The organism is Kitasatospora sp. NPDC058063 (assembly GCF_042885395.1).
Lineage (GTDB): Bacteria > Actinomycetota > Actinomycetes > Streptomycetales > Streptomycetaceae > Kitasatospora > Kitasatospora lactacystinica.
Genome location: NZ_JBHVSD010000002.1, coordinates 73,472 through 97,477, shown reverse-complemented (window position 1 = coordinate 97,477; position 24,006 = coordinate 73,472). Strand labels below are relative to the sequence as shown.

Here is a 24,006-nt window from a genome sequence, read left to right as displayed (position 1 = left end):
CCGTGAAGTTAGGGGCAGGGCGGGCCGGTTGGGCCGACGGCACGCGGGTCGCCCCGACTGGTTCCGGCGTTTCACTGGGACGGCGCAAGCTTCTCGGCTCCGGGCCTGTCCGCCGTCGCTCCCGCCCGGCACAATCACCGGTATGACGATCACCACCGGTGCGCCGCCCACGCGCAACACGCCGGTCGCCCTCGCCCGCGGCTTCCTGACCGGAGGCGTGATCGGAGGATCGCTCGCCGCGATGGTCGTCGGCGTCGTCGTCGACAGGGCGCTGCTGTTCATCGCCGGCCTGGGCGCTCCCATCGCCTACGGCCTGCTGATCCTCCTCGCCGGCCTGCCGCGGCGGGCCCGGGAGGCGGCCGTCGTCCCGCGGACGGCGCTCGCGATGATCGAGAGCCTGGACGTCCCGAAGGGCGAGGTGACCGACCTGGCGGTGCGGTTCGACCTCACCGTCATGCCGGACGAAGGCCCCGCGTTCCGGGTGGAGTTCACCCAGGACATCCACGTCGCCGACCTCCCCGACTACCGGCCGCGCGGCGTCCTGGTGGTCCGCTACCCGCCGGACCGGCCGGCAGCCGTGCGCATCGTGAAGCGGCCGACCCCGGTGTGGGAGGAGCGGGCGGCCGGGGCGCGGCTCGACTCCGCGCCCGCCTCGACCAAGGTGAGCGAGCCGTCCGACAGTTGCGCCGTCCCCTTCCTCGGGTTCCTCGGTCTGCTGCTCGCCGCGGCGGCCGTCGTCCTCCTGTTCCGGGTGGACCTGTTCGAGGACGAGCCCGCCGGCCCGCCGTCCTCCTCCGCGAGCCCCTCGGCCTCCGCCTCCTCCTCGTGGTCGACCAAGGTGGTGACGGCCGGGTCCGGCACCGTCGTGCTCGGTTCCGGGCAGTCCTTCCTCGACGAAGGCGAGTTGGGGCGGTCCGTCAACTCCTTGACGCGGAACGGCGAAGCGGGCCCGGTGACGACCCTGCAGGTGACGGACAGCCTGCTGACGGTGACGTTCTCCTCGGCCGACTCGAAGGCCCGGGAGTTCGATCCGGCGTCACTGCCCTACGAGCGGTTCCCGGCCCTGGTCGACGAGGCCAGGACCACCCTCGGCGTCCACGCCCCGCAGGCCTGGAGCATCACCGTCCTCCGCACCAACGGCTCCGTCACCATCACGGTCACCGTGGCCGGGCCCGGGGGCGCCGCCGTGCTGGAGGCGGACGGACAGGGCCAGGTGCTGCGGCGCACCTCGGCGCACTGAACCACGGACAGGACGAACGGGAGCGGGGCACACATGAACTGGCACGGAATCCTGGCCCTGTGGTGCGGGGTGTTCGGCGCCGTGGCGCTGGTCGGGTACGGCCGGTCGCTGGCCGGCCTGACCGGGGCGCAACGGGCCGTACGGGTAAAGGGGCGGATCGAACGGGTGAGGGAGCCGCGCAACGGGAGCTCCCCGAACGACGGGATAGCGGTGGTCGTCCGCTTCCAGGACCCGTCCACCGGCGAGGAGTTCGTCGTCACCAACGACAGCGGGACCGGCGACCGGATCAGCACGGCCTGGGTGGGCCGGGAGGTCGGGATCCGCTACCCGCGCGGGAGGCCGCACGCCTTCCGGTTCATCAGCGACCTCCAGGCGGGGCGGCGGGGGCTCGCCTGGCCCCACACCGCGGTGTTCCTGATCTACGTCGGGCTGGTGGTCGTCCTCTCGATCGACCGGGGCTGGCCGTGGGCCCTGGTCGCGACCTGCGGTCCGGCCACCGTCCTCGGCGCGTTCTACCTGCCCGGGGAGAAGCAGACGACGAAGAAGCGGCTCGCCGAGTTGTCCGCCATGCTGCCCGTCCCGGGGCGGGTCGTCGCCGTCCTCAGGAACGTCGAGACCGACGGGGAGGGCGGCACCCAGAGCAGCCGGAGGCCGGTCGTCGCCTTCACCACCGAGGACGGGACGGCCGTCACCGCCTACTACCCCTCGGGCCTGCCGGACTCCGCCGTCCCGGTCGGCGGGGACCTCACGATCCACTACTCCCCCGCCGACCCGGCCGACTTCACGCCGGACCTCGCGGCCACCCGCCGGTCCGTGACGGGAAACGTCGGCTGCGCGGTGGCGGTTTTGGTCGTCGCCGCGGCGACGACCGTCACGGGCGTGGTCCTGCTCCGCCTGTAGGGCCCGACGGCCCGCCAACGGCCCACCGCCGGAGACGCGGTGGGCCGCCGAGGAGGGCTCCCCGTCCGCACCGCCGTCCGTCCTGCCGCCCCTCCGGCCGTCCCTCCGGCCGTCCCTCCGGCCGTCCCTCCCGCCGTCCGCACCGCCCCGGCTCCGTGCGCGCGTGGCCCGCCCCGGCACCCTCAGGGGTGCGCGGCCGCCCGGTCGGATTCGCTGCGCAGCACGCAGAACTCGTTGCCCTCGGGATCGGCGAGGACCGCCCAACCCGAACCGTCGGGGTTCCGGTGGTCGCCGACGAGGCCGGCGCCGAGGGCGAGCAGTCGCTCCACCTCCTGGTCGCGCGAGGTCTCGGGCCGCAGGCACAGGTGGACCCGGTTCTTGACCGTCTTCGCCTCGGGCACCTGGTTGAAGTACAGGACCGGGCCCTCCGCCAGCAGCACCTGGGTCTCACGGTCCCCCGGCCGGCAGTCCGGGTCCAGCGGCCTGCCCGTCACACCGCTCCAGAAGCGCGCCAGCTCATAGGCGTCCGCGCAGTCGATCGCCACGTTCTGCAGTACCGAAACCATGCGCGCGAGTCTCCCCGATCCCCGCCCCGAACTCCACCGGGTCGTGCCGATCTCCCGCACGTGTGTGCCGACCTCCCGCACGTGCGGCCCGGGCGGCGTCACGGCCCGCGTGCAAGCCGTCACGGACGTGCCTACGGTGGAGGTAGTAGCCCAGAGCGTCCGGGAGGTTACACCATGACTTCCGAGAAGAAGCCAGTCCAGCTCACAGCACGTACGGTCAGCGGCCACGTGGTCGCCCACGCTCCGATCAGCGGCGACTTCGAGGCCACGCTGACCGACACGGACGGCAAGCCGATCGTGGGGCGGCAGATCACCTTCTACAGCACGGCGAGCGGCCAGCGGGTCGGCTCCGCGACCACCGACCAGAGCGGGATCGCCGAGCTGAACTCCGGCTCCAAGATCCTCGACCCGGTCATCGTCGCCAGCACCCTCGCCACCGGCTGCGAAGCCAGGTTCGAGGGCGACGACGAGTACCAGGCGGCCTCCGCCCACGCCGGCACCGCGGTCGGCGTCTGACCCATCTCGACCGGCCGTGCGCGCACCGGCCGGCCACGGCACCGCGCGGCATGCACCGTGCACCGCGCACTGTGCACCGCGCACTGTGCACCACGCACCGTGGCCGGCTGTTGCGGACCGTCGGTGGGAAACGACGGTCCGGGGACGGTCGGCGAGCCGGAGGCCGTCAGCCCCGAAGGAGCAGGTCCGCGAACTCCCGCACGCGGCCGGTGGTGATCCCGTCGCGCTGCTCGACCGCGAGGGGATGATCGGTCGGTTCCAGTTCGATCAGCGGACGCCGACCGACCGCGCGGGTGTGGACGTGGGTCCTGAGCAGAAGGGTCGAGTCCGGATAGACGGGCAGCTCGGTGGAGAGCCAGCCGAAGTACGGGGGCTCCTGCTCCCGTGCCGGGTCGTCCCACAGGTCGTGCGTCCGGGCGAAGTTCTGCTCGCTCAAGGAGACCCACACGCCCCACGAGAACGTTTCGCCGCTGTCACGCACCGGTATCTCGATCAAGCCGTGGACGTAGAAGTGCCGGCCCTTGACCACGCACTGGTCGGCGGTCAGCTCGCTGTCCCGGCGCCGGGAGTACCGCGGCTTCCAGCCCACCGGCGCCGGAGCCCCGTAGGACAGCGGCGGGCCGTCGTGGCGTTCCGCGCAGCACGTGCACGTGTGGTGGTCGTCGGCAGTCATGGTGCGAGCCTAACGGGCTGGTCAGAGGCGGTTCGGGGGTGGTCCGGCAAGCTGTCCGAACAGCGGCCCGGTGGGCCGTTCGGTCAGCGGTCCGGTCAGCGGTCCGGTCAGCCGACCGCCGGGCTGCGGCGCTCCAGGAGGGCGGCGCCGACGCCCCGCCCCCGCGCGTCGGGGTGGACGTGGACGGAGTGCTCGACCACCCCCGCGTACGCGCTCCGCTCCGACACCCGCGCCACCGCGGCCCAGCCGAGCACCCGGTCCAACCCCTCGAACCCGCCGGACCCACCGGACCCACCGGACCCGTCGAGGGCGACGAGGCGGTGCTCGGCCATACGCGCCGCGTCGAACGCCTCCCAACCCGGCACACCGGTCTCGAAGGTGGCGTCGCCGCCGTCGATGCCCGACCGGTAGATCTCCAGGACCTGCGCGGCGTGCGCCGGGATCATCGCGGCGACGTTCACCACCCCGCTCATGCGGCGGCCTCGATGCCGAGTTCCGCCATCAGGGCGCGGACACGCTGCTCGATCGCGTCGCGGATCGGGCGGACGGCGTCGACGCCCCGGCCCGCCGGGTCCGCCAACTGCCAGTCCAGGTAGCGCTTTCCGGGGTAGTACGGGCAGGCGTCGCCGCAGCCCATGGTGATCACCACGTCCGAGGCCCGGACCGCCTCGACGGTGAGCACCTTGGGCGTCTCGGCGGAGAGGTCGATCCCCACCTCGGCCATCGCCCGGACCACGGCCGGATTGACGCCGTCGGCGGGCGCCGACCCGGCCGACCGGACCTCGACCCGGTCCCCGCCGAACCGGGTGAGGAAGGCGGCGGCCATCTGGGAGCGGCCGGCGTTGTGCACGCAGACGAACAGCACGGACGGCTTGGACTCAGACACGGGCGGAACCTTCGGATTCGGGGGCGGTGGCGGTGACGGGGGTAGTGGCGGGCCGGGGGAAGTACCGGCGGGCGGCGAGGGCCACGTGGACGAGGCCGATCAGGACGGGCACCTCGATCAGCGGACCGACCACTCCGGCGAGGGCCTGGCCGCTCGCGGCGCCGAAGGTGGCGATGGCGACGGCGATGGCCAGTTCGAAGTTGTTGCCCGCTGCGGTGAACGCGAGGGTGGTGGCCCGCGGGTGGTCGAGGCCCACCGCGCGGCCCAGTGCCAGGGAACCGGCCCACATGACGGCGAAGTAGACCAGCAGCGGCAGCGCGATCCGGGCGACGTCCAGGGGCTGCGCGGTGATGGCGCGGCCCTGGAGCGCGAACAGGACGACGATCGTGAACAGCAGCCCGTACAGCGCGAACGGGCCGATGCGCGGCAGCAGCGCCGTCTCGTACCAGGCGCGGCCGCGGGCCTTCTCGCCCAGGCGGCGGGTGAGGTAGCCGGCGGCGAGCGGGATGCCGAGGAAGATCAGCACGCTCCGGGCGATCTCCCACACCGGGACGTCGAGCGCGGTCCGCTCCAGGCCGAGCCACCCGGGCAGCACCGACAGGTAGAACCAGCCCAGCGCGCCGAAGGCGACCACCTGGAAGAGCGAGTTCAGGGCGACGAGGACGGCGGCGGCCTCCCGGTCGCCGCCGGCCAGGTCGTTCCAGATGATCACCATGGCGATGCAGCGGGCGAGGCCGACGACGATCAGCCCGGTGCGGTACTCCGGCAGGTCGGGCAGCAGGAGCCAGGCGAGGGCGAACATCACGGCGGGCCCGACGAGCCAGTTCAGCAGCAGGGAGGGGAGCAGCAGGCGGCGGTCGCGGGTGACGGTGTCGAGGCGGTCGTAGCGGACCTTGGCGAGCACCGGGTACATCATCACCAGCAGGCCGAGCGCGATCGGCAGGGAGACGCCGGTGACGGTCACCTTCGCGAGCGCGTCACCCAGGCCGGGGACGAGCCGGCCGAGGCCGATGCCGATGACCATCGCGGCGAGGATCCACAGCGCGAGGTACCGGTCGGTGAACGACAGCCGGCCGGCGACCGGGGCGGGCGCCCCCGCTTCGGCGCTCACTCGGCGGCGCCGAGGGACGCCCGGCGGGTGAGGATGCCCGCGAGGCGGTCGGTCGTCTCGGGGACCAGCCGGTAGTACACCCAGGTGCCGCGGCGCTCGGAGTCGATCAGCCCGGCCTGCCGCAGCAGCTTCAGGTGGTGGGAGATCGTCGGCTGGGACAGGTCGAAGGCCGGCGTCAGGTCGCAGACGCACACCTCGCCGCCGGCGCCGGAGGCGATCATCGACAGCAGCCGCAGCCGCACCGGATCGCCCAAGGCCTTGAAGAGCGGCGCCAGTTCGGCGGCCTGGTCCGCGTCCAGCGGGGCGCTCAGCAGCCGGGGGCAGCAGCCGTCCGCGGCGTCGTCCCGATCGAGCTGCGGGAGTTCCTGTTTCGACATACTTCTATGTTGACGAATATCGATCCAGAGTGCAAGGCTGAATCGACAGACATCGATACAGGCTCGTTCGGTCCTTTTGCTCCCTTCCAGCCCTTCCAGCCCTTCGAGCCCTTCCTGCCCGTTGGAGGCCACCGTGTCCCGTGTCCAGCTCGCCCTGCGCGTCGCCGACCTCGAAGGCTCCATCGCCTTCTACTCCAAGCTCTTCGGCACCGAGCCCGCCAAGCGCCGCCCCGGCTACGCCAACTTCGCCGTCACCGAGCCCCCGCTGAAGCTCGTCCTCATCGAGGGCGAGCCCGGCGAGGACACCCGCCTCGACCACCTCGGCGTCGAGGTCGCCTCCACCGAGCAGGTCACCGCCGCCACCACCCGCCTGCGCGAGGCCGGCCTCGCCACCTTCGAGGAGAACGACACCTCCTGCTGCTACGCCGTCCAGGACAAGGTCTGGGTGACCGCCCCCGGCAAGGAGCCCTGGGAGGTCTACGTCGTCAAGGCCGACGCCGACAGCCTCGGCAAGAGCGCCGCCGGCGCGCCGGAGGCCTGCTGCACGGGCACCGGCGAGGCGTCCAGCTGAACCGCCCGGAGTGGGAAGTCGGCCCGGCCGACTTCCCACTCCGCCTCCCGGGCCTTTCCTTCGACCCGAGGGTTCCACGCGTCGGACTTCCGGCAGTACGTCCGCGACGCCCCGCGGCATGGCTTCCGCCGACGACGGCGGTCACCTTCACATCGAACACTTCCCCGGGCACTTCTACCTTGCCGAAGGGTCTCTGCCGCTGGTGGTCAACAGCCCGCACGGAAGCATGCCCCGGTGATCCGCACCGCGTCCGTCCAGCAGGGCCCGTGCCACCGCCGGACAGAGGAGTTGAGGGTGTTCGGGTCGGTCGTCACACACTGATCCTGGACACCTCGACCCCTGGGGGTCGGAACGTCGGATCCACCCGCCTAGAGTGAGCCGCATGGGAAAGACGCAGGTGGGCGGGCTGGGCGGCCGGTGGGCCCGGCTCCTGGACCGGGTGCGGGGCAGCCGACGGGCCCTACCGCTCTCGCACGAGGCGGAGTTGCGGCAGGCCGCCGCGCGGATGCGCGGAGAACTGCTCCGCTACCCCGTGGAGGGGCCGTGGCAGGAGCGGGGCTACTGGGATCCGCTGCCGGCCGCGCGGGAGATGACCGGTTCCGTGGGCGACGGCCGCTGGGAGCAGCGCAGCCGGCTGAACGTGCCGGGCCCGTTCTACGCCGGTGAGACCGACACCGGACTGAACGGCCCGTACTACCTCCCCGAGCACGTGCTCTCGGGCGACGAGCACTGCGAGTTCGTCCACCGCCAGCCCGCCAACCCCCGCGAGGTGGCCGCCCTGGTGGAGATCGCCCACGGCGAGCCGCAGGGCGGCTACGCCTGGGACGGCGACCTGTACTGGACCCCGCAGGCGGTGCGCGACTGGTGGTCGCGCCGGGACGAGGTGCGGGCCTGGATCACGGGCGAGCTGAAGCTGGGCGACGACGGCCGGAACGAGCCGGAGGCCCTGCGGCAGTACGCCGCCTACCTGGACGACGGGCTGGAGGCCTACCTGCGCGGCTACCTGTTCTGGCTCACCGAGGGCCGCGAGCCGCAGGCCGGGGAGGCGCTCCCGGACCTCTGAAGGCCCGCGCCCAGGGCTACCGCGACTTCCTGCTCGGCGTGGGCCGGGACGGCAGCACCGTCGCCGTCGTCGGACGGGAGGGCAACCGGACCCGGCCCGACGTCCCCGCTTTCGAGGAAACCGCCAGGGTCGCCGTGAACACCTTGCGCCGATCCCCGAGACCACGGTGAGGTGATCACTGACGGATCGTCACATTCCTTTAGGGTGACGGCCACGAGCGACCCCCACCCGACCTCGGCCTTCAACGCCGCCAACACCGACCCGGCCGTCACCGACCGGCTCGTCGCCGTGCTGGACGCCCAGGCGTCCAACCCCGGGGTGCGGCGGCTGCGCGCGTGGGCGCACGCACAGCTCGCCGTACGCCCCGGGGAGCGCGCGCTGGACGTCGGCGCCGGCACCGGGTCGGAGACCCAGGTACTCGCGGCGGCGGTCGCCCCGGGGGCCGGGGCGACGGATCGCGCCACCGGCAGCGCGATCGGCCTCGAACCCAACCCCGGGCTCCGGGCCGTCGCCGAGCAGCGCGCCGCCGAGGCCGGCAGCGCGGCCCGCTTCCTGGACGGCGACGCGCTCGACCTGCCGGTGCCCGACGGGGAGTTGGACGTGGTCTGGTGCGAGCGCGTCCTCCAGCACCTCCCCGATCCGGCGAAGGCCGTCGCCGAGATGGCCCGGGTGCTGCGTCCAGGCGGCCGGGTCGCGCTGCTGGACACCGACTGGGCCACCTTCGTGCTCCATCCGGCCGCCCCGGAGATCCGCCCCGCACTGGCCGCCGTCGCCGAGGGCACCGCCGCCACCCCGGACGCCGGGCGCCGCCTCGCGGGCCTGCTGGTCGAGGCCGGACTGGCCGTCGACCACCTCGGCGCCGACGTCCTGCTGCACGACTCCCGCACGGTCACCCGGCCGATCGTCCGCGGGATCGGCGCGGCGGCCGTCGGCCGGGGCCTGATCACCGAGGAGCAGTGCGACCGGCTCTACGCCGACCTCGACGCGGCCGCCGAGCACGGGACGTTCCACCTGTCGGTGGCGATGTTCGCCGCGGTCGCCCACCGGCCACGCTGACCGGCGGCGTCCGCCGGAGGCGCCCGGCTGGCTGAGCTCCGCGAGGCGGCCTCCGCACGGGCGGGCCGCCCGGTCGACTGGCAGCAGGTGCACGACCGCGCGCGGCAGCCCGTTCAGGACGAGTCGGCCGGGCCGCTGGCCTGCGCCGGTCTCGTCCTCGCCGGGCTGCTGCTCTTGGGCTTCGCGGTGCTCGGCGTCGTCACCTTCGTCCGCTGGTGGCTCCGACTCCGGCACCCCGGTACCCCGGCCGTCCGGCGCTCCGGCTCCCCGGTACCCCGGCCGTCCGGCACTGCGGCGCTCCGGCGCCCCCGGCCCTTCGCTCAGAGCCGGTGCAGCGCCGCCTCGCAGAGCCGGCACCGCTGCTGCTCCAGCTCGGGCGGGTACCACGGCTCACCCGGCCGGGCGGGACGGTAGTGGGCGTGCTCCATCGGGGCGGTGTCCAGCCCGCAGAGGGTGCGCGCCTGCGGATCCTCCGGGACGTCCGGATCCTGGCCGGCGGCGTGCACCGCGACCACGCCCGGGCCAACGCCCTCGGGTCCGAGGGCCTGGTCCGGGGCCAGTTCGAAGAGGACGACGATCGCAGCCACGGTCCCACCGTGGCGGGCGGCGGCCGTCCACGCATTTCGATCTTCACCCCGCCGAGGGGTCCCGGTGGCGCGGGACCCGGGCCGGGGCCGGTCCGCTAGCCGCGGTAACAGGCGCCGCCCGGCTCCGTGTCCGGGGAGCCCATCCCGAAGACGTACAGCAGGAACAGCAGCACGGCCGCCACCACCAGCACCACCCACTTCACCTCCGGCTCGGTGCCCTCGGGCAGCACCGCCGCCAGGACGGCCTGCAGGAGGACCAGCAGCACGGTCATTCCGATCCAGCCGACCGGCAGGCTCAGCGCCATCGACGCCCGGGTCGGCATGTCCATCCCCCGCGGGCAGTCCGCCCACCTGCGCGCGGCCAGCAACGCCCCCAGGACGGTGACCGCCGCCGCGAGCAGCGGTCCGGCGGCGTACCACCCGCAGCCGTGCGATCTGTTGCGCTCCACCGATGCCGTCATCCCCGCCGGTCCCCTCGCCCACGCTCACGCCCACGTTCCCGGACGCACACGCCTCCGGAGCCCCGCGCGGTTCCCGGGTACGAACGCGCGCGGACCGAAAGCACGTGGGCCCGACGACACACAGCCCCGAATTCCGGCGTCACGGACCTGTCAAAGCCGTGCCCTCGTACTCCAGGATGACAACGCCCCTCGCACGACCGACCGCACTGCGCCACACCGCATCGCACCGCACTGCACTGCACTGCACCGAATCGCACCGCACTGCACCCCACCGCACCGACCGGACCCCGAGGAGCCGCACCATGGGCATCGCACGTCGTGAACTACTCAAGTGGGGCGCGGGAATGGGCGCCGCCGCCGTCACGGGCATCGCCCTGCCGGGCACCGCGTGGGCGGCCGTCGGCGCCACGACCCCGCGCGGTCTGCCGACGGACAGCTGGATGAGCCGCCTGAGCGGCGACCTCTCCCTGCTCGACCTCACCATCCCCGGCACCCACGACTCCTGCTGCGAGAACCCCGCCTACGGCACCGAGTGGTCGCACACCCAGAACTGGGGAATCCCCCAGCAGTTGACCGAGGGAGTCCGCTTCCTCGACATCCGCTGCAACGGCCTCCAGGGCGCGCCCGACGAGCTCGGGATCTACCACTCCGACGCCTACCAGCACCTCCGACTCCAGGACGTGCTCGACCGGTGCCGAGCCTTTCTCCAGTCGCACCCCGGCGAGACCGTCCTGATGCGCCTGCGCAACGAGCGCGCCGGCGGCCAGTCGCTCGACGACACCGAGTTCATGCGGCGGGTCAACCACTACTTCGACGACCTGGGCTACCGCGGCCTGTTCCACTTCTACGGGTGGCCGACGCTCGCCACCGCCCGCGGGAAGGTCGTCCTGATCGCCGACTTCGCCAACCCGTGGGGCCTGATCGACTGGTCCAGCGGCGAGAACGGCTGGTTCGACACCCAGGACCTCTGGCAGACCGGCGGCCTCGACCCGCTGGGGACGAAGGGCCGGAGCATCGTCGCGCAGTTCGACAAGGCCTTCCTCAACCCGGGCCACTCGAAAATGTTCGTCAACTTACTCTCCTATGCCGGAGGTTACTGGCCGAAGACCAGCTCGCAGGCCCTGATGGACCGCACCGTGTACCCGTACCTGAACGCCCGCACCCAGCAGCGCGCCCGGTTCGGCATCGTGCCGATGGACTTCCCGGACTTCCACGTCAACGTCCTGCAGATGCTGATCGACAAGAACTTCATCTGAACAAGCGGCAGTTGAAGAATTCGTGTCCCACCCGCGCCCCGATGTGATGCGTTCCCCCGCGCTGCGACCGCTCCGCCTCCACCGACGCACGCGGACCGGCGGAACAAGGAGCAGTCACAGGGGATCCGGTACGAAGCAGGCCAGGAACGCCCGACCGGTGGTCACGGCCGGCAACGCGGCGTCGCCCCGGCGGCGCCGCGTTGCCGTCTGCCGGTGCCGACTGCTGCTCGTTGGTGCTCGTCGGTTCCGTCCGCATCAGCCCGGGGATGTAAACCCGTGGGCCAATACGACATGACGAAGGATCAATCGACGGACTGATGTCGCCCACCCGGCCCGCGTGACAGCGTTCCGCGCATGGACACCACGCCGCTGGACACCACGCCGACCGCACGCCGTACCGGACCGACCCGCCGCCGCATGCTGGGCACCGCGCTCGCCCTCGGCGCCGTCGCGCCGCTGGGCCTCGCCCGCACCGCCTCGGCCGCTCCCGCTGCCGCCCCGGCCGCCGCTCCCGTCCCCTCCTCCGGCGCCGCATCCCCCTCCCGCCTCACCCTGACCGCGCCCACCGGCCCCTTCCCGGTCGGCATGGTGCCGCTGCACCTGCGCGACGAGTCCCGGCCGGACCCGAACGCCCGGCCCGGCAAGTTCCGCGAGCTGATGGCCACCGTCTGGTACCCCGCCCGGACCGCGGACGCCGCCGCCCACCCGCTCGCCCCCTGGATGACCGAGGGCGCCCTCAAGGCCTTCCTCGACGACGTCGGCTTCCCCCTCCCGCTCTCGCTCGCCCCGCTCACCGCCGGCCACCAGGGCGCACCCGTCCACCGGGCCGGCCGGCCGCTGCCGGTCATCCTCTACTCGCACGGCGCGGGCGGCCACCGCGGCGACCACACCATCGTGGTCCAGGAGCTGGCCAGCCACGGCTTCGCCGTCGTCACCGTCGACCACACCCACGACGGCATCACCGAGTTCCCGGACGGGACCGTCGTCACCCGGGACGGCGTCGCCCCGGGCCTGTACCCGAGGGACTACGCCGCCGACCTGCTCTTCCTGCTCGACCGCGTCGTCGACCTCGCCAACGGCCGCAACCCCGACGTCGACGGCCGCACCCTGCCGAACGGCCTGCTCAGCGGCCTCGACGCCCGGAACATCGGCGCCTTCGGCTGGTCCAAGGGCGGCACCGCCGTCGGCCTCGCCATGGTCGCCGACCAGCGCATCCGCGCCGGCCTCACCCTGGACGGGCGAATGGAGTCGAACCCCGCCATCACCACCGACATCGACCGTCCGTTCATGATGATGACCGCCGACTACACCCGGGCGACCAGCCCCTACATCGCGACCTTCTGGGGCCACCTGCGCGGCTGGCGCCTCGACGTGCAGGCCACCGGCGCCGTGCACAACTCGTACGGCGACAACATGACGCTGATCCCGCAGGCGGGCCGGCTGATCGGCATGACCGAGGAGCAGATCCAGTCCCAGGTCGGCACCCTCGACCCCGACCGCGGCGTCCTCATCCAGCAGGCCTACCCGCGCGCCTTCTTCGACCTCCACCTGCGGGGCCGCCACTGCGGCAAGCTGCTCGACGGCCCGTCGAAGGCCTTCCCCGAGGTCGTCTACCACCCGTAGGGCCTCGCGCACGAGCGGGCGCCGTAAGCCCGGCACGGCGGCGGGCGGCCGCCACGGGGGTGCGGCCGCCCGACCCTAGCCGCGCCCCTCGCCGCGCCCCGCCAACGCCACACCCGTCCGGTACAGCTCCACCAGCAGCGGCCGCAGCGCCTCCCCGGCCGGCGTCAACCGGTACGAGGTCCGCACCGGGAACCCGCGCCGCCGCTCCCGCACCACCAACTCCCGCTCACACAGGGCCTGCAGTCGCTCCGCGAGCACCTTCGAGCTGATCTCCGGCAGCCGCTCCCGCAGCTCCCCGTACGAGGCGGGCCCGTGCATCAGCTCGCGCAGCACCAGCGTCGTCCACCGGCCGGCCACCGCCGCGAGCGCCACCTCCACCGGACAGTCCGGCTCCGGGCGGGCGGTGCGGCCGCGCCCGTCCGGCACCAGCTCCTCGTCCCAGCCCCGCTCACCCCACCCGTCACTTCCCGTTTGGTGACCCACGCCGGGCCGGTCTTCACTGCTCGCATGACTCACCCCGCCACCCTCCCCCCGAGCACCGACCCGGCACAACACCCGGCCGTCTTCGCCGCCGCCTTCAACTCCGGCCGCCCGGAACTGCTCGCCCGGGTCTACGAGCCCGGCGCGGTCTTCGTCCCCACCCCCGGCGCCACCGCCACGGGGCCCGAACTCCACCGCGCCAACGCCGAGTTCCTCGCCCTCGGCCTGCCCATCACCGTCCGCCCCCGGCACACCTACGTCGCCGACGACATCGCCCTGCTCATCGTCGACTGGGAGATCACCGGCACCACCCCCGACGGCACCGACATCCACCTCACCGGCACCGCCACCGACGTCGCCCGCCGCGACCCGGCCGGCCACTGGCACTACGTGATCGACAATCCCTTCGGCACGGCCGCCCGGACGTGAACGGGCGACCGCTCAACCCTCGGTCCGCACCTTAGGGTTGATCGTGCAGAAGTAGACCCGGCCGGTCTGCTTGTCGAAGTAGAAGCTCCCCGAATACTGGGTCCGGGTGATCGACTCGTCGAAGGCCCTGCTGTGGAGCCATCCGGTCTCGCCACCCACCTCGGTGGCGATCTCCTTCGGGACACCGCACTCGATGACGGCCTCCTCCCACGTTCCGCTCGACGTGATCGCCGCCAGCGTCGCCGGCTCGACCTGCGCCACCCCGTCCAGGCTCACGTCAGTCGGCCCGGGAACCCAATCCACGGAGTTCTGGGTCAACACCCGGCTGACCCACGTGGCCCCGGACAGCGAACCCAACTGCGGAAAGCGGCGCTTCAGCGGGTCGAGGTCCGTCCGCACCGTCGGCGTAGGCGCAGGTGCCGGGGGCTCCGCCGCCGCACAGGACGCCACCAGCGGCAGGCCGGCGATCAGAGCCAGGGCCGGAACGACCAGCGCGGCCCGGGGCCTTGAACGCTGCTTCACACGAGGGCGATCCATGAAACCGATCATTCCACCACGGTGCCGATCACATGTCCCTCTCGCCGGAGGAACGGCTCCCCGGTGAGGTCCCCGCCTCCACCTGCAACCAATCGGAGCACCTCTCCTTTTCCCCGCCCCCCAACAACACCCTGCCAACGGGCAAGCTCAGGGAGCGCCCCATCCGTTCGCCGGATGGGGCGCTCCCTGAGCTTGTCCTACTGCACCCTGACGGTTGGTGGACTACTGCCGGACGAAGGGCTCATCGGCGATCGAGACCCCGGTCAGCTGCAGCCGCTCCTGCCCCTCGTACGTGAAGTACTGGAAGTACCTCTCGCACGTCGGATAGCCGGCGACGGACGTCAACGTGGCCCACGCTCCGGTCCCGGCGTCCTCCAACTTGCCGTGCTTCCACGTGCCGGTGAACTGCACCGGCGTGGGCGACTTCTCCCCACGGCATGCGGCAGGCAGCAGGCTCACCTCCCCGAGCTTGCCGCCCTCCAGGAACTGGATCGACCCGAGGCCCGACTTCCAGACCCCGACCACGGGCGGCTTCTCGTCGGGCCCGGCCGAACACCCCACCGCCAACGGCAACACCGACGCCACGGCGACGGCCAGGCCGCTCCCGCCCCGACGCACTACACCCTTGAGAACGATCGCTGTTCACTCCCCCGCGACTGTGCGGCCAGACCAGCCACCTGCCCGCTCTGTTCTTCCTGCAGGTAGATCTGGCAGTCCCGCCCTCTGTCATAGTTCCGCAGGGTCACGAAAACCCCCGTCCCGGCATCATCGACGCTCCCGATCTTCCAGGTTCCCTGGTACTCGCCGAGCGGTTCGGCGCCCGCCACGGGCTCCTTCAAACAGAAGTAGCCGTCGAGCCGCACCTCCCCGAGCGCCCCGCCCTCCCGCAGCTCGATCACCTCGTCCCGCGCGACCCAGCGGCCCACATAGTCCTTGGCTTCCGGCCCACCCGGCCTGAGCTTCAGATAGCCGGTGGCTCCGGCGATCAGCACGAGCCCCACCACCAGGACCACCCCCTCCCGCGACCTCGGAAACCACCTTCCGGCAGCCATGTCTCCCGCCCCCTCCCTCAAACCAGGTCCCGATGACAGCCGGGTCAGGCGCCTTCCCCACTGTGCACGCAGTCGCCAGCGGCAAGATGCCCGCCAGGGAGTCAGGCAGGACGCACAACCCGCCGTGGGCTCGGTCCCGTCCGGGCTCCAGAGCCGTCATCACCCGATCACCGCATTCCCCCCAAGGACCACGGTTCCCGGTGAACCGCGCCCCATCATAGGAAGCGGGGTCCCGCATCCCGCACGGGGAGGCGGGGTCCCGCAGACGGTCCGACCGGTCAGCACTGCACGCGGTCGTCGACCTTCCCCATGTCGAGCGTCACACGGTCCTCGGCAACCGCGCCGTCGCGCTGGACTGCCACCCGGTACTCGCCCTGGAGGCTTCGCGGTACCGACACCGTGTAGACGGTGCGGAGTACCCCGTCGACGGTGATCGAGTACCCCTTCCGCGCCGGAAAGCTCCGTCCTTGGCAGGAGATCTGATCGATCGTCTCACCACTGGACATCAGCATGACCGACCACTGGCCGTTGTACATGCTGGCACCGATGAAGATTCCGACTCCGGGGAGCGGCCTGGCAGCGATGTCCGCGAGCGGAACGCATCCACGCGAAACCACCCTCGGCGACGCCGAGCAGATGGCGCCGGTGGTCTCGGCCTGCCAGATCAACTCCGGGCCGTAGCCGCTGTCGTACCGCAAGACCGTGAACGCGCCACCGGCCGGGGCGTTCCCGTTCTCCTCGGCCAGCCGCAGGATCTGCCGTCTGGAATCCTCCGGGACCGTCGGCTCCGGAAAGCCTCCGCCGGCAGCACCGGACGGCCCGGCCGCGGCTGCGTCGGAGGCAACCACCGCATCCGACACGGCACCGTGTCCACCGGGCACTCCGGTGCAGGCGCAGACGCCGAACAGCAGGCCTGCGAGAACGGTACGGAGTTTCACCGGAAAGCACCTCATGTCTTTTCCCCCTCCTCCGTGGCTCCTCGACCACCAGAGCCTCCGGCGCGTGCAGCCGCCGCCCCCTTGGGCGGTGGACCACGGCGGCCCCTCGCCGAACGTACAGGACGTTCGGGGAGGGGCCGCGGTGTTGTGCGGAGTGTGCGGGGGCGGGTCAGACGCGCTGGCCCTCGGTGGGGGCGGCGGTGGGGGTGGTGGTGCTGCCGGCCTGGGTGCCGAGGGTGCGTTCGACCTTGGCGACGGCGGTGCGGTACTGCATGGAGGCGGCCTGCTCGGAGGTGGCCTGGCGTTCGAAGAAGCCGAAGGCCATGGCGACCGTGCCGAAGCGCTCGATGCCGACGTAGCCGTTGAGTTGGACGCCGGCCAGGGTGCCGTCGAGGTGGACGGCGGGGGCGTCCTTGCGGTCGCCGAGGGTGACCGGGGTGACGGTGAAGGTGACCTCGTCGTCGGTGCCGCCGTTGAAGGTGATGCTGTGGCAGGTCTTCAGGGCGTCGGCGGCGGTGTTGAAGTCGGCGGTGAGCCGGTCGGGCGCCTCGGCGGCGAGGACCTGGGTGGTCATCGGGTTGCCGTCCGGGCCGTCGAGTTCGACCGCGGCGTGCGGGACGTCGGTGCCGGTCTGGGTGGCGCGCATGTTGATCATGGCGCTGAGCGCGGCGCAGCCGGTCACCGGGGTCGGGTTCGCGCCGGGGCTGGGGCTCTGCGTCACCGGGATCTCGGTGTAGCCGGGGCCGAGGTCGGCGGCGGTCAGCAGGGCCGATTTCAGCTGGTCGGCGGAGGGCAGTTGCTGGGCGTCCTGGGCGGGTGCGGCCGATGCCGGCAGGGTGGCCGGGCCCAGGGCGACCGCCACGGCTGCGGCCGCGGCGGCGAGGGCGTGGATGGGCCTGGAGCAAGTCATACGGGCCCCCGGTCGAGGGTTCGGGCAGGGACAGCCACCAGTGTCCCACCGGGGGCCGGGCGGGGCGCGCGGGCGGGGATCTCCGCTGGTCAGGACCCGTTCGCGGGATCGGCGGACGGAGCGGGCGGGGCCGAGGGAGCAGAGAGGGCGGAGGGAGTGGACGGAAGGGAGTCGAGGGTCTCCAGGGCTTCGAGGGTCTCGGCGAGCCACTGCACCCAGAAGGCCTCCAGTCCGATGCCGGCCCGCAGCACCGCGTGCTGGAGCCGGTTCCCGGGGTCCGTCCGTTCGGCCGGGAAGTCGCGCCGTTCGATCTCCCGGTAGTCGGCCAACTGCTCGCGGTGCTGGGCGAGATGGCGCCCCAGCTCGGCCGTCAGCCCGTCCGTGCCGACCACCGCGGCCGCCCGCAGCCGCAGCAGCAGGGGCTCCCGGACGGCGCGGGGCGCGGCGCCCTCGGCGGTCCAGCGGGCGAGTTCGGCGCGGCCCTCGGGCAGGACCTCGTACTCCTTCTTCTGTCCGCGCACCGGCCCTTCCGGCTGGAGGGCCCGGATGTGTCCGGAGGCCTCCAGCCGGCCCAGTTCGCGGTAGATCTGCTGGTGGGTGGCGGGCCAGAAGAAGCCGATCGACTTGTCGAACCGCCTGGTCAGCTCCAGCCCCGAGGACGGTTTCTCCAGCAGGGCGGTGAGGATGGCGTGCGGCAGCGACATGGGGTCGATCGTACGGGGCCGACCGCGGGCGGCGGTCCCGGCTCGGCCCCGGACGCCGGCCGGGGTACGGACCGGGTCAGAGGGTGGCGGCCAGTTCGGTGCCCTGCTTGATGGCCCGCTTGGCGTCCAGTTCGGCGGCCACGTCGGCGCCGCCGATCAGGTGCGCCGGCAGGCCGCGCTCGCGCAGTGCCTCGTACAGGTCGCGGCGCGGCTCCTGGCCGGTGCAGAGCACGACGGTGTCCACGGGCAGCAGTTGGCGCTCGCCGTCGACGGTGAGGTGCAGGCCGGCGTCGTCGATCAGGTCGTAGGTGACGCCGGGGACCATCACCACGCCGCGGTGCTTGAGTTCGGTGCGGTGGATCCAGCCGGTGGTCTTGCCGAGGCCGGCGCCGACCTTGCCGGTCTTGCGCTGGAGCAGGTGGACGCTGCGCGGGGGCTTGGGCCGCTCCGGGGCGCGCAGGCCGCCGCGCTCGCGGTAGTCCGGGTCGATGCCCCACTTGGCCTGGAACGCGGGCGGGTTGAGGCTGGCCGCGTCGCCCGGGTCGGTCAGGAACTCGGCCACGTCGAAGCCGATGCCGCCCGCGCCGAGGATGGCGACCCGCTCGCCGACCGTCGCGCCGTCGCGCAGCACGTCGAGGTAGCCGAGCACGCTGGGGTGGTCGATTCCGGGGATGTCGGCGGGAGTTCGCGGGATGACGCCGGTGGCGAGGACGATCTCGTCGTGGCCCTGCTCGGCCAGCTGTTCGGCGGTGACGGTCGCGCCGAGCCGCAGCGTGACGGCCAACTCGGCCAGCCGGGTGCGGAAGTAGCGCAGCGTCTCGTCGAACTCCTCCTTGCCGGGGATGCGCCGGGCGATGTTCAGCTGTCCGCCGATCGTCCCGGCGGCGTCGTACAGGGTGACGTCGTGGCCGCGCTCGGCGGCGGAGACGGCGAAGGCGAGGCCGGCCGGGCCGGCTCCGACGACGCCGATGCGCTTGTGCGACCGGGTGGGGCCGAGGACGAGTTCGGTCTCGTGGCAGGCGCGCGGGTTGACCAGGCAGGAGGTGATCTGGAGGTTGAAGGTGTGGTCGAGGCAGGCCTGGTTGCAGCCGATACAGGTGTTGATGGCCTCGGCACGGTCGTCCCGGGCCTTGGCGACGAAGTCGGCGTCGGCGAGCAGCGGGCGGGCCATCGAGACCAGGTCGGCGCTGCCCTCGGCGAGCAGACGCTCGGCGATCTCGGGGGTGTTGATGCGGTTGGTGGTGACCAGCGGGATGCCGACCTTGCCCATCACCTCCTTCGTGACCCAGGCGAAGGCGCCGCGCGGCACCGAGGTGGCGATGGTCGGGATGCGGGCCTCGTGCCAGCCGATGCCGCTGTTGATGATGGTCGCCCCGGCGGCCTCGACGGCCTGGGCGAGCTGCACGACCTCGTCCAGGGTGGAGCCGCCGGGCACCAGGTCGAGCATGGAGAGGCGGTAGACGATGATGAAGTCCTCGCCGACCCGTTCGCGGACCCGGCGGACGATCTCCACCGGGAAGCGCATCCGCCGCTCGTACGGGCCGCCCCACTCGTCCTCGCGGTGGTTGGTCGCGGCGACGACGAACTCGTTGATCAGGTAGCCCTCGGAGCCCATGATCTCGACGCCGTCGTACCCGGCGCGGCGGGCGAGTTCGGCGCAGCGGGCGAAGTCCTCGATGGTCTGCTCGACCTGCTCGGCGGTGAGCGCGTTGGGCGTGAAGGGGCTGATCGGGGCCTGGATCGCGCTGGGGGCGACGAGGTCGGGGTGGTAGGCGTAGCGGCCGAAGTGGAGGATCTGGAGGGCGATCCTGCCGCCGGCGGCGTGCACCGCGTCGGTGACGGTCCGGTGCTTGTCGGCCTCCTCCTCGGTGGTCAGCATCGCGCCGCCCTCCCAGGGGCGCCCGGCCTCGTTGGGGGCGATGCCGCCGGTGACGATCAGGCCGACGCCGCCGCGGGCCCGTTCGGCGTAGAAGGCGGCCATCCGCTCGTAGCCGCCGGGGGCCTCCTCCAGGCCGACGTGCATGGAGCCCATGATCACGCGGTTGGGCAGGGTGGTGAAGCCGAGGTCGAGCGGGCTGAGCAGGTGCGGGTAGCGGCTGCTGCCGGGGTGGGCGCTCATCGACGTCTCCTGGGGCGCGGGCTGGGGGTCGTTGTTACCGCAGGGTAGGGGACGGGCGGCGGAGTATGCAACTAGTTGCATAAGGCTGGACGGGGTTGCCGGACGGACCCTCCGGACACCACTCCGGACGCCCCCGGAGGCGCCCGACCGACCGACCGAAGACCCCTCCGGCGTCCCTCCGGACGGCCCCCCGGACGGCCCTCCGGATGGCCCTCCGGATGGCTCGAACACGCCGCCGGAACCCGGTCGGCGGCGTATCGTCGTGTCCCGGACATCGCGGGGGCGACGCAACGGCGTCCCGGACATCGCCGCGGCGCCGCGGGGACGACACGAGCTCGGGAGAGGAGCGGCCGTGCGGGGTGGCTCGGTGGCCGTGGTCGGGGGCAGCATCGCCGGAAGCGCGTTCGCCGGCGCCGCCGCCCGGCTCGGCGCGGAACGCGTGGTGGTGCTGGAACGCAGCCCCGGCCGGCTGGAGGACCGCGGCGTGGGGCTGTGCACCCACAACGACCGCTTCGACGAACTGGTCCGGACCGGGCACCTCGACGCGGACACCCGCCGCCACCGCCTCACCGTCCGCCGCTGGGTCGCCCGGGGCGCGGCCGGCGAAGGCGACGGACCGGACGGCTGCGGTCGGCTGCTCTGGGCCCAGCCCTTCCCGTTCCACTCCCACCACTGGGGCGTGCTCTGGCAGGCGCTGCGCGAACGGACGCCCCGGCAGGTCGAGTTCCGGCTGGGCACCACCGTGACGGCCGTCGGCAACGGGCCCGACGGCGCCTGGGCCGAAGCGGGCGGCGGCCGCGAGGCGTACGACCTGGTGATCGGCGCCGACGGCTACCGCTCGGTGGTCCGCGCGGCCGTCTGCCCCCGGGCCGAACCCGAGTACGCCGGGTACGTGTGCTGGCGCGGCAGCTACGACGCCGCCCTGCTCGCCGAGCTGCCCGGCGGCGCGGCGCCCTGGCCCGAGGAGCAGTGCATCACCGCCTGCTACCCCGGCGGCCAGGTGGTGATCTACCGCATCCCCGGGGTCGAGCCCGGCCGTACCCAGGTGAACTGGGTCTTCTACGCCCCCACGCCCGCCTGGCTGCGGCTGGACGGCCCGACCAGCATCCCGGCGGGCAGCCTCCTCGACGGACAGCTGGACGAACTGCGGCAGCTCGCCGAGCGGTACCTGCCGCCGTACTGGGCCGGCCTGGTCACCCTGACCCCGCGCGAACGGACGTTCCTGCAGCCGATCTACGACCTGGCGGCGCCGCGCCGCACGGCCGGCCGGCTGCTCATCGGCGGGGACGCCGCCACCGTGGTGCGCCCGCACAACACCAGCGGCGCGGTCAAGGCGATGCAGGACGCCCACGCCTTCGAACTGGCGGGGCGGGAGGCCGGCTCCTGGTCGGCCCTGCTGGCCGCCTACGACCGCGAACGGACGGAGTCCGGGCGGGAGTTGGTGGAGCTGGGCCGCACCCTCGGCCGGGCCCAGGTCACCGGGGCGCCGGACTGGTCGGGGATGGACGAGCCGGGCATGGCTGCCTGGTGGCAGCACCAGTTCACCGGCGGCGGGGGTTTCGGCGGCCACGCGCTCGGCCGTACCGGCCGAGCGCTCGCGGCGACCGCCGAACCCACGTCAACCCGCGCGGGGCGGACGGACGTCGACGACGTCGACGGTGGTGACGTCCACCATGGTGGCGCGGACGGCACCGGTGGCGACGCCGCCGGCGGCGACGATCAGACGTTCACGCCGTAGTCGGTCGCGATGCCGCGCAGGCCGGAGGCGTAGCCCTGGCCGATCGCGCGGAACTTCCACTCCACGCCGTTGCGGTACAGCTCGCCGAAGACCATCGCGGTCTCGGTCGAGGCGTCCTCGGTCAGGTCGTAGCGCGCGATCTCCAGGCCGTTGGCCTGGTTGATGATCCGGATGAACGCGTTGCGCACCTGGCCGAAGTTCTGCAGCCGGGCGTCGGCGTCGTAGATCGACACCGGGAAGACCACCTTGGCCACGTCGACCGGGACGCGGTCCAGGTCGACCTTGATCTGCTCGTCGTCCCCGTCCCCGCCGCCGGTCAGGTTGTCGCCGCTGTGCTCGACCGAACCATCGGGGCTGCGGAGGTTGTTGAAGAAGACGAAGTGCTGGTCCGAGACCACCTTGCCCAGCGCGTTGCACAGCAGCGCGCTGGCGTCCAGGTCGTAGTCGGCCCCGGTGGTGGTGCGCACGTCCCAGCCGAGACCGACGATCACGGCGCTCAGACCGGGCGCCTCCTTGCTGAGCGAGACGTTGCCGCCCTTGGCCAGCGAAACTCCCACAATGCCCTCCTCGGATCTCTCCCTGTGGACGAATCTACAACACTGTAGAGATCACGAGAATCCGTCCGGCGGCGGGCCCGCCCCGGGTTTTTCTCCGGGTCGCGCACGGGAACCGTGCGCGGGAGCCGCCGCAGGGCAGGTCACGGCGTCATTGCACGGCGTCACTGCACGCCGTAAAGGCGCGCCGTCACTGCACGGCGTCGATCTCGATCCGCAGCGCGCCGTTCTCGGCCGTCGCCCGGCGGCCCCAGTCCAGCAGCAGGCGCAGCACCGCGCGCTCGGCGGCCGGGAGCCGGGCCAGGTCCACCTGCTCGATCTCCCGGACCAGCGCGGCCGTCGCCGGCTGCCGGATCCGGCTGACGAAGTCGAGGTCGGGCTCGTGGCGGGCGAGGGTGGGCAGGGTCCGCGCACCCAGGCGGCGCAGGACGGCCCGCAGCGCGCCGCCGTCCGCCCAGGCCTCCAGGCGCCCGGGCTGCGGCGCCGGGCCGGCCTTGCGTCCCGTCCTCGCCTTGACGGGCACCCGGTACAGGCCGAGGACGTACTCGTCCTCGGCCACCTCCTCGTCCGGCCCGTACGGCCGCAGGCCGCCCGCTGTGCTCCGCATGCCGAGCACCCTAACGACCTCCCGTCCTAGACTGGCAGTGGATTTCCCCTCGTCGGCTCTTCCCCGCTTCCCCTCGTCGGCTCTTCCCCCGTTTCCCCTCGTCGCAGGCCCGGTCGCCGGAGGTCCCGATGCGCCAGCGGTACAGCTTCCACCTCGACCGGGGCGGGCACTCGGTGACCGTCAACGTCCGGTCCGGCTGGATCACCGAGACCGAGTTGCTGGTCGACGGCAAGGAGTGCGCCTTCCACCGCGTCCACGGGCACGGTGTCTACCCGCTGACCCTCGCCGCCCAGGTCGCCGAGGAGCCGCCGAAGCCGCTCGCGGTCCGGCTCGACCGCACCGGCCGGGCCGAGCATCCGCTCGCCTGCGTCCTGGAGCTGTCCGGCGCCGAGCACCCGATGCCCGAGCGCACGGCGCGCTGAAACACCCCGTTCGGGTGGTTTGCCCCCGAATATCGGAAAACCGTACGATCCAGGGTCGGCCCCGGACGAGCCGCCTCCACGAGCCGGACTCCCACGAGCCGCGCCCCACGAGCCCCCACACAGACGACGAAGGCCTGCGCATGACCACCCCCGCGACCCCCGACACCTTCGACGAGCTGCTGCGCGAGGTGATGGCCGACGCCGAGCGCTTCGGCCACCGCCAGCACGTCCGGCTCACCTGGCTCGCCGTGCGCCGCCACGGCGCCACCGCCGCCCTCGACCTGATCGGCGAGGGCATCCTGCGCACCGCCACCAAGGCCGGCGCGCCGCAGAAGTTCCACGTCACCATGACCCGGGCCTGGGTCGAGCTGGTGGCCCTCCACGCGGACGACGACGCGACGGGCTTCGAGCAGTTCGCCGCCCTGCACCCGGACCTGCTCGACAAGGACCTGCTCGCCCGCCACTACCGTCCGGGGACGCTCGCGACCGAGCAGGCCCGGACCGCCTGGGTGGAGCCGGACCTCGCCCCCTTCCCCCGGGCCGCGGCCTGACACTCCCCGGGCCCCGGCCCGGACCGCCGCGCCGACCGGTCGGCGCGGCGGGTGAACCACCCGACGCCGACCGCCCGAC

29 protein-coding genes and 1 pseudogene are annotated in these 24,006 nt (G+C 72.9%); 12 read left to right on the top strand and 18 right to left on the bottom strand.

Going from position 1 to position 24,006, the window contains the following annotated elements:
* Positions 1 to 142: 142 nt before the first annotated feature.
* Positions 143 to 1,240 carry a hypothetical protein gene (locus ACFVUY_RS04210; protein ID WP_387727203.1) on the top strand — a complete coding sequence of 366 codons (1,098 nt, stop codon included), beginning with the start codon at positions 143 to 145 and terminating at the stop codon, positions 1,238 to 1,240.
* A gap of 33 nt (positions 1,241 to 1,273) precedes the next feature.
* On the top strand, positions 1,274 to 2,140 hold the full coding sequence (locus ACFVUY_RS04205; RefSeq protein ID WP_387689768.1) for a DUF3592 domain-containing protein: 867 nt from the start codon (positions 1,274 to 1,276) through the stop codon (positions 2,138 to 2,140).
* Between the two features lie 182 nt (positions 2,141 to 2,322).
* Here the strand turns inward: ACFVUY_RS04205 and ACFVUY_RS04200 are convergent, their stop codons facing one another.
* Positions 2,323 to 2,706 carry a VOC family protein gene (locus ACFVUY_RS04200; RefSeq protein ID WP_387689770.1) on the bottom strand — a complete coding sequence of 128 codons (384 nt, stop codon included), beginning with the start codon at positions 2,704 to 2,706 and terminating at the stop codon, positions 2,323 to 2,325.
* 174 nt (positions 2,707 to 2,880) lie between these two features.
* On the opposite strand from ACFVUY_RS04200, the gene ACFVUY_RS04195 reads away from it, so the two are divergent.
* On the top strand, positions 2,881 to 3,222 hold the full coding sequence (locus ACFVUY_RS04195) for a hypothetical protein (RefSeq protein ID WP_387689772.1): 342 nt from the start codon (positions 2,881 to 2,883) through the stop codon (positions 3,220 to 3,222).
* Between the two features lie 166 nt (positions 3,223 to 3,388).
* Here the strand turns inward: ACFVUY_RS04195 and ACFVUY_RS04190 are convergent, their stop codons facing one another.
* The 5 genes and pseudogenes from ACFVUY_RS04190 to ACFVUY_RS04170 form a co-directional block, all read right to left on the bottom strand.
* On the bottom strand, positions 3,389 to 3,895 hold the full coding sequence (locus ACFVUY_RS04190) for a DUF2199 domain-containing protein (RefSeq protein ID WP_387727201.1): 507 nt from the start codon (positions 3,893 to 3,895) through the stop codon (positions 3,389 to 3,391).
* Between the two features lie 131 nt (positions 3,896 to 4,026).
* A pseudogene (locus ACFVUY_RS04185) lies at positions 4,027 to 4,368 on the bottom strand (GNAT family N-acetyltransferase); the annotation flags it as partial.
* Complete coding sequence (locus ACFVUY_RS04180; protein WP_387727199.1) at positions 4,365 to 4,781, bottom strand: arsenate reductase ArsC; 417 nt, start codon at positions 4,779 to 4,781, stop codon at positions 4,365 to 4,367. The pseudogene ACFVUY_RS04185 and the gene ACFVUY_RS04180, both read right to left, overlap by 4 nt.
* Positions 4,774 to 5,892 (bottom strand): ACR3 family arsenite efflux transporter, encoded by a 1,119-nt coding sequence (gene arsB / locus ACFVUY_RS04175; RefSeq protein WP_387727197.1) that lies wholly within the window; start codon positions 5,890 to 5,892, stop codon positions 4,774 to 4,776. Before arsB ends, ACFVUY_RS04180 begins: the two co-directional genes overlap by 8 nt.
* Positions 5,889 to 6,269 carry an ArsR/SmtB family transcription factor gene (locus tag ACFVUY_RS04170; RefSeq protein WP_387727196.1) on the bottom strand — a complete coding sequence of 127 codons (381 nt, stop codon included), beginning with the start codon at positions 6,267 to 6,269 and terminating at the stop codon, positions 5,889 to 5,891. Before ACFVUY_RS04170 ends, arsB begins: the two co-directional genes overlap by 4 nt.
* Before the next feature lie 133 nt (positions 6,270 to 6,402).
* Between ACFVUY_RS04170 and ACFVUY_RS04165 the strand changes: the two genes are divergently transcribed.
* The 3 genes from ACFVUY_RS04165 to ACFVUY_RS04155 all read left to right on the top strand — a co-directional run bounded on the left by ACFVUY_RS04165 (position 6,403) and on the right by ACFVUY_RS04155 (position 8,959).
* Positions 6,403 to 6,840, top strand: a complete 438-nt coding sequence (locus ACFVUY_RS04165; RefSeq protein ID WP_387727194.1) for an ArsI/CadI family heavy metal resistance metalloenzyme — start codon at positions 6,403 to 6,405, stop codon at positions 6,838 to 6,840.
* 382 nt (positions 6,841 to 7,222) lie between these two features.
* Complete coding sequence (locus ACFVUY_RS04160; protein WP_387727192.1) at positions 7,223 to 7,903, top strand: ferredoxin; 681 nt, start codon at positions 7,223 to 7,225, stop codon at positions 7,901 to 7,903.
* Between the two features lie 204 nt (positions 7,904 to 8,107).
* Positions 8,108 to 8,959 carry a methyltransferase domain-containing protein gene (locus tag ACFVUY_RS04155; protein ID WP_387727190.1) on the top strand — a complete coding sequence of 284 codons (852 nt, stop codon included), beginning with the start codon at positions 8,108 to 8,110 and terminating at the stop codon, positions 8,957 to 8,959.
* A 320-nt stretch (positions 8,960 to 9,279) separates the two neighbouring features.
* Here the strand turns inward: ACFVUY_RS04155 and ACFVUY_RS04150 are convergent, their stop codons facing one another.
* On the bottom strand, positions 9,280 to 9,546 hold the full coding sequence (locus ACFVUY_RS04150) for a hypothetical protein (RefSeq protein ID WP_053111985.1): 267 nt from the start codon (positions 9,544 to 9,546) through the stop codon (positions 9,280 to 9,282).
* A 95-nt stretch (positions 9,547 to 9,641) separates the two neighbouring features.
* Positions 9,642 to 9,995, bottom strand: a complete 354-nt coding sequence (locus tag ACFVUY_RS04145; protein WP_387727188.1) for a hypothetical protein — start codon at positions 9,993 to 9,995, stop codon at positions 9,642 to 9,644.
* Between the two features lie 314 nt (positions 9,996 to 10,309).
* Here ACFVUY_RS04145 and ACFVUY_RS04140 point away from each other — a divergent pair, with 314 nt between their 5' ends.
* On the top strand, positions 10,310 to 11,263 hold the full coding sequence (locus ACFVUY_RS04140; RefSeq protein WP_387727186.1) for a phosphatidylinositol-specific phospholipase C domain-containing protein: 954 nt from the start codon (positions 10,310 to 10,312) through the stop codon (positions 11,261 to 11,263).
* Positions 11,264 to 11,617: 354 nt separating this feature from the next.
* The gene (locus ACFVUY_RS04135; protein ID WP_387727184.1) at positions 11,618 to 12,886 is read left to right on the top strand and encodes an alpha/beta hydrolase family protein; all 1,269 of its coding nucleotides are present in this window, start codon (positions 11,618 to 11,620) and stop codon (positions 12,884 to 12,886) included.
* Between the two features lie 75 nt (positions 12,887 to 12,961).
* Here ACFVUY_RS04135 and ACFVUY_RS04130 read toward each other — a convergent pair whose 3' ends face one another.
* The gene (locus tag ACFVUY_RS04130; RefSeq protein WP_387727182.1) at positions 12,962 to 13,369 is read right to left on the bottom strand and encodes a winged helix-turn-helix transcriptional regulator; all 408 of its coding nucleotides are present in this window, start codon (positions 13,367 to 13,369) and stop codon (positions 12,962 to 12,964) included.
* A gap of 24 nt (positions 13,370 to 13,393) precedes the next feature.
* On the opposite strand from ACFVUY_RS04130, the gene ACFVUY_RS04125 reads away from it, so the two are divergent.
* Entirely contained in the window at positions 13,394 to 13,795 is a 402-nt protein-coding gene (locus ACFVUY_RS04125; RefSeq protein WP_387727180.1) for a YybH family protein, read from the top strand.
* Positions 13,796 to 13,807: 12 nt separating this feature from the next.
* Here the strand turns inward: ACFVUY_RS04125 and ACFVUY_RS04120 are convergent, their stop codons facing one another.
* The 7 genes from ACFVUY_RS04120 to ACFVUY_RS04090 all read right to left on the bottom strand — a co-directional run bounded on the left by ACFVUY_RS04120 (position 13,808) and on the right by ACFVUY_RS04090 (position 20,055).
* Positions 13,808 to 14,344 (bottom strand): hypothetical protein, encoded by a 537-nt coding sequence (locus tag ACFVUY_RS04120; RefSeq protein WP_387689800.1) that lies wholly within the window; start codon positions 14,342 to 14,344, stop codon positions 13,808 to 13,810.
* 210 nt (positions 14,345 to 14,554) lie between these two features.
* The gene (locus ACFVUY_RS04115; protein ID WP_387727178.1) at positions 14,555 to 14,857 is read right to left on the bottom strand and encodes a hypothetical protein; all 303 of its coding nucleotides are present in this window, start codon (positions 14,855 to 14,857) and stop codon (positions 14,555 to 14,557) included.
* Positions 14,858 to 14,949: 92 nt separating this feature from the next.
* Positions 14,950 to 15,345, bottom strand: a complete 396-nt coding sequence (locus ACFVUY_RS04110; RefSeq protein WP_387727176.1) for a hypothetical protein — start codon at positions 15,343 to 15,345, stop codon at positions 14,950 to 14,952.
* Between the two features lie 317 nt (positions 15,346 to 15,662).
* Positions 15,663 to 16,322 carry a hypothetical protein gene (locus tag ACFVUY_RS04105; protein ID WP_387727174.1) on the bottom strand — a complete coding sequence of 220 codons (660 nt, stop codon included), beginning with the start codon at positions 16,320 to 16,322 and terminating at the stop codon, positions 15,663 to 15,665.
* A 169-nt stretch (positions 16,323 to 16,491) separates the two neighbouring features.
* The gene (locus tag ACFVUY_RS04100) at positions 16,492 to 17,232 is read right to left on the bottom strand and encodes a hypothetical protein (RefSeq protein ID WP_387727172.1); all 741 of its coding nucleotides are present in this window, start codon (positions 17,230 to 17,232) and stop codon (positions 16,492 to 16,494) included.
* 89 nt (positions 17,233 to 17,321) lie between these two features.
* A complete protein-coding gene (locus tag ACFVUY_RS04095; protein ID WP_387727170.1) occupies positions 17,322 to 17,936 on the bottom strand; it encodes a PadR family transcriptional regulator in 615 nt (204 codons plus the stop codon).
* A gap of 76 nt (positions 17,937 to 18,012) precedes the next feature.
* Positions 18,013 to 20,055 carry an FAD-dependent oxidoreductase gene (locus tag ACFVUY_RS04090; protein WP_387727168.1) on the bottom strand — a complete coding sequence of 681 codons (2,043 nt, stop codon included), beginning with the start codon at positions 20,053 to 20,055 and terminating at the stop codon, positions 18,013 to 18,015.
* A 352-nt stretch (positions 20,056 to 20,407) separates the two neighbouring features.
* Here ACFVUY_RS04090 and ACFVUY_RS04085 point away from each other — a divergent pair, with 352 nt between their 5' ends.
* Positions 20,408 to 21,793: an FAD-dependent monooxygenase gene (locus tag ACFVUY_RS04085; protein WP_387727166.1), complete on the top strand. Its 1,386-nt coding sequence runs from the start codon at positions 20,408 to 20,410 to the stop codon at positions 21,791 to 21,793.
* Here the strand turns inward: ACFVUY_RS04085 and ACFVUY_RS04080 are convergent.
* Both ACFVUY_RS04080 and ACFVUY_RS04075 read right to left on the bottom strand, forming a co-directional pair.
* Complete coding sequence (locus ACFVUY_RS04080) at positions 21,775 to 22,350, bottom strand: TerD family protein (RefSeq protein ID WP_387689824.1); 576 nt, start codon at positions 22,348 to 22,350, stop codon at positions 21,775 to 21,777. The genes ACFVUY_RS04085 and ACFVUY_RS04080 overlap by 19 nt on opposite strands.
* 187 nt (positions 22,351 to 22,537) lie before the next feature.
* Positions 22,538 to 22,954 (bottom strand): hypothetical protein, encoded by a 417-nt coding sequence (locus ACFVUY_RS04075; RefSeq protein WP_387689826.1) that lies wholly within the window; start codon positions 22,952 to 22,954, stop codon positions 22,538 to 22,540.
* Positions 22,955 to 23,082: 128 nt separating this feature from the next.
* On the opposite strand from ACFVUY_RS04075, the gene ACFVUY_RS04070 reads away from it, so the two are divergent.
* Positions 23,083 to 23,376 (top strand): hypothetical protein, encoded by a 294-nt coding sequence (locus ACFVUY_RS04070; RefSeq protein WP_380352839.1) that lies wholly within the window; start codon positions 23,083 to 23,085, stop codon positions 23,374 to 23,376.
* Between the two features lie 140 nt (positions 23,377 to 23,516).
* Complete coding sequence (locus ACFVUY_RS04065; protein WP_387689828.1) at positions 23,517 to 23,927, top strand: hypothetical protein; 411 nt, start codon at positions 23,517 to 23,519, stop codon at positions 23,925 to 23,927.
* The last annotated feature ends 79 nt before the right edge of the window (positions 23,928 to 24,006 follow it).

Excerpts from the sequence above, each read along its gene's own strand:
- ACFVUY_RS04210 (WP_387727203.1), top strand. The coding sequence starts at position 143 with ATGACGATCACCACCGGTGCGCCGCCCACGCGCAACACGCCGGTCGCC.
- ACFVUY_RS04205 (WP_387689768.1), top strand. The coding sequence starts at position 1,274 with ATGAACTGGCACGGAATCCTGGCCCTGTGGTGCGGGGTGTTCGGCGCC.
- ACFVUY_RS04200 (WP_387689770.1), bottom strand. The coding sequence starts at position 2,706 with ATGGTTTCGGTACTGCAGAACGTGGCGATCGACTGCGCGGACGCCTAT.
- ACFVUY_RS04195 (WP_387689772.1), top strand. The coding sequence starts at position 2,881 with ATGACTTCCGAGAAGAAGCCAGTCCAGCTCACAGCACGTACGGTCAGC.
- ACFVUY_RS04190 (WP_387727201.1), bottom strand. The coding sequence starts at position 3,895 with ATGACTGCCGACGACCACCACACGTGCACGTGCTGCGCGGAACGCCAC.
- ACFVUY_RS04170 (WP_387727196.1), bottom strand. The coding sequence starts at position 6,269 with ATGTCGAAACAGGAACTCCCGCAGCTCGATCGGGACGACGCCGCGGAC.
- ACFVUY_RS04160 (WP_387727192.1), top strand. The coding sequence starts at position 7,223 with ATGGGAAAGACGCAGGTGGGCGGGCTGGGCGGCCGGTGGGCCCGGCTC.
- ACFVUY_RS04140 (WP_387727186.1), top strand. The coding sequence starts at position 10,310 with ATGGGCATCGCACGTCGTGAACTACTCAAGTGGGGCGCGGGAATGGGC.
- ACFVUY_RS04135 (WP_387727184.1), top strand. The coding sequence starts at position 11,618 with ATGGACACCACGCCGCTGGACACCACGCCGACCGCACGCCGTACCGGA.
- ACFVUY_RS04125 (WP_387727180.1), top strand. The coding sequence starts at position 13,394 with ATGACTCACCCCGCCACCCTCCCCCCGAGCACCGACCCGGCACAACAC.
- ACFVUY_RS04120 (WP_387689800.1), bottom strand. The coding sequence starts at position 14,344 with ATGATCGGTTTCATGGATCGCCCTCGTGTGAAGCAGCGTTCAAGGCCC.
- ACFVUY_RS04100 (WP_387727172.1), bottom strand. The coding sequence starts at position 17,232 with ATGACTTGCTCCAGGCCCATCCACGCCCTCGCCGCCGCGGCCGCAGCC.
- ACFVUY_RS04095 (WP_387727170.1), bottom strand. The coding sequence starts at position 17,936 with ATGTCGCTGCCGCACGCCATCCTCACCGCCCTGCTGGAGAAACCGTCC.
- ACFVUY_RS04090 (WP_387727168.1), bottom strand. The coding sequence starts at position 20,055 with ATGAGCGCCCACCCCGGCAGCAGCCGCTACCCGCACCTGCTCAGCCCG.
- ACFVUY_RS04075 (WP_387689826.1), bottom strand. The coding sequence starts at position 22,954 with ATGCGGAGCACAGCGGGCGGCCTGCGGCCGTACGGGCCGGACGAGGAG.
- ACFVUY_RS04070 (WP_380352839.1), top strand. The coding sequence starts at position 23,083 with ATGCGCCAGCGGTACAGCTTCCACCTCGACCGGGGCGGGCACTCGGTG.
- ACFVUY_RS04065 (WP_387689828.1), top strand. The coding sequence starts at position 23,517 with ATGACCACCCCCGCGACCCCCGACACCTTCGACGAGCTGCTGCGCGAG.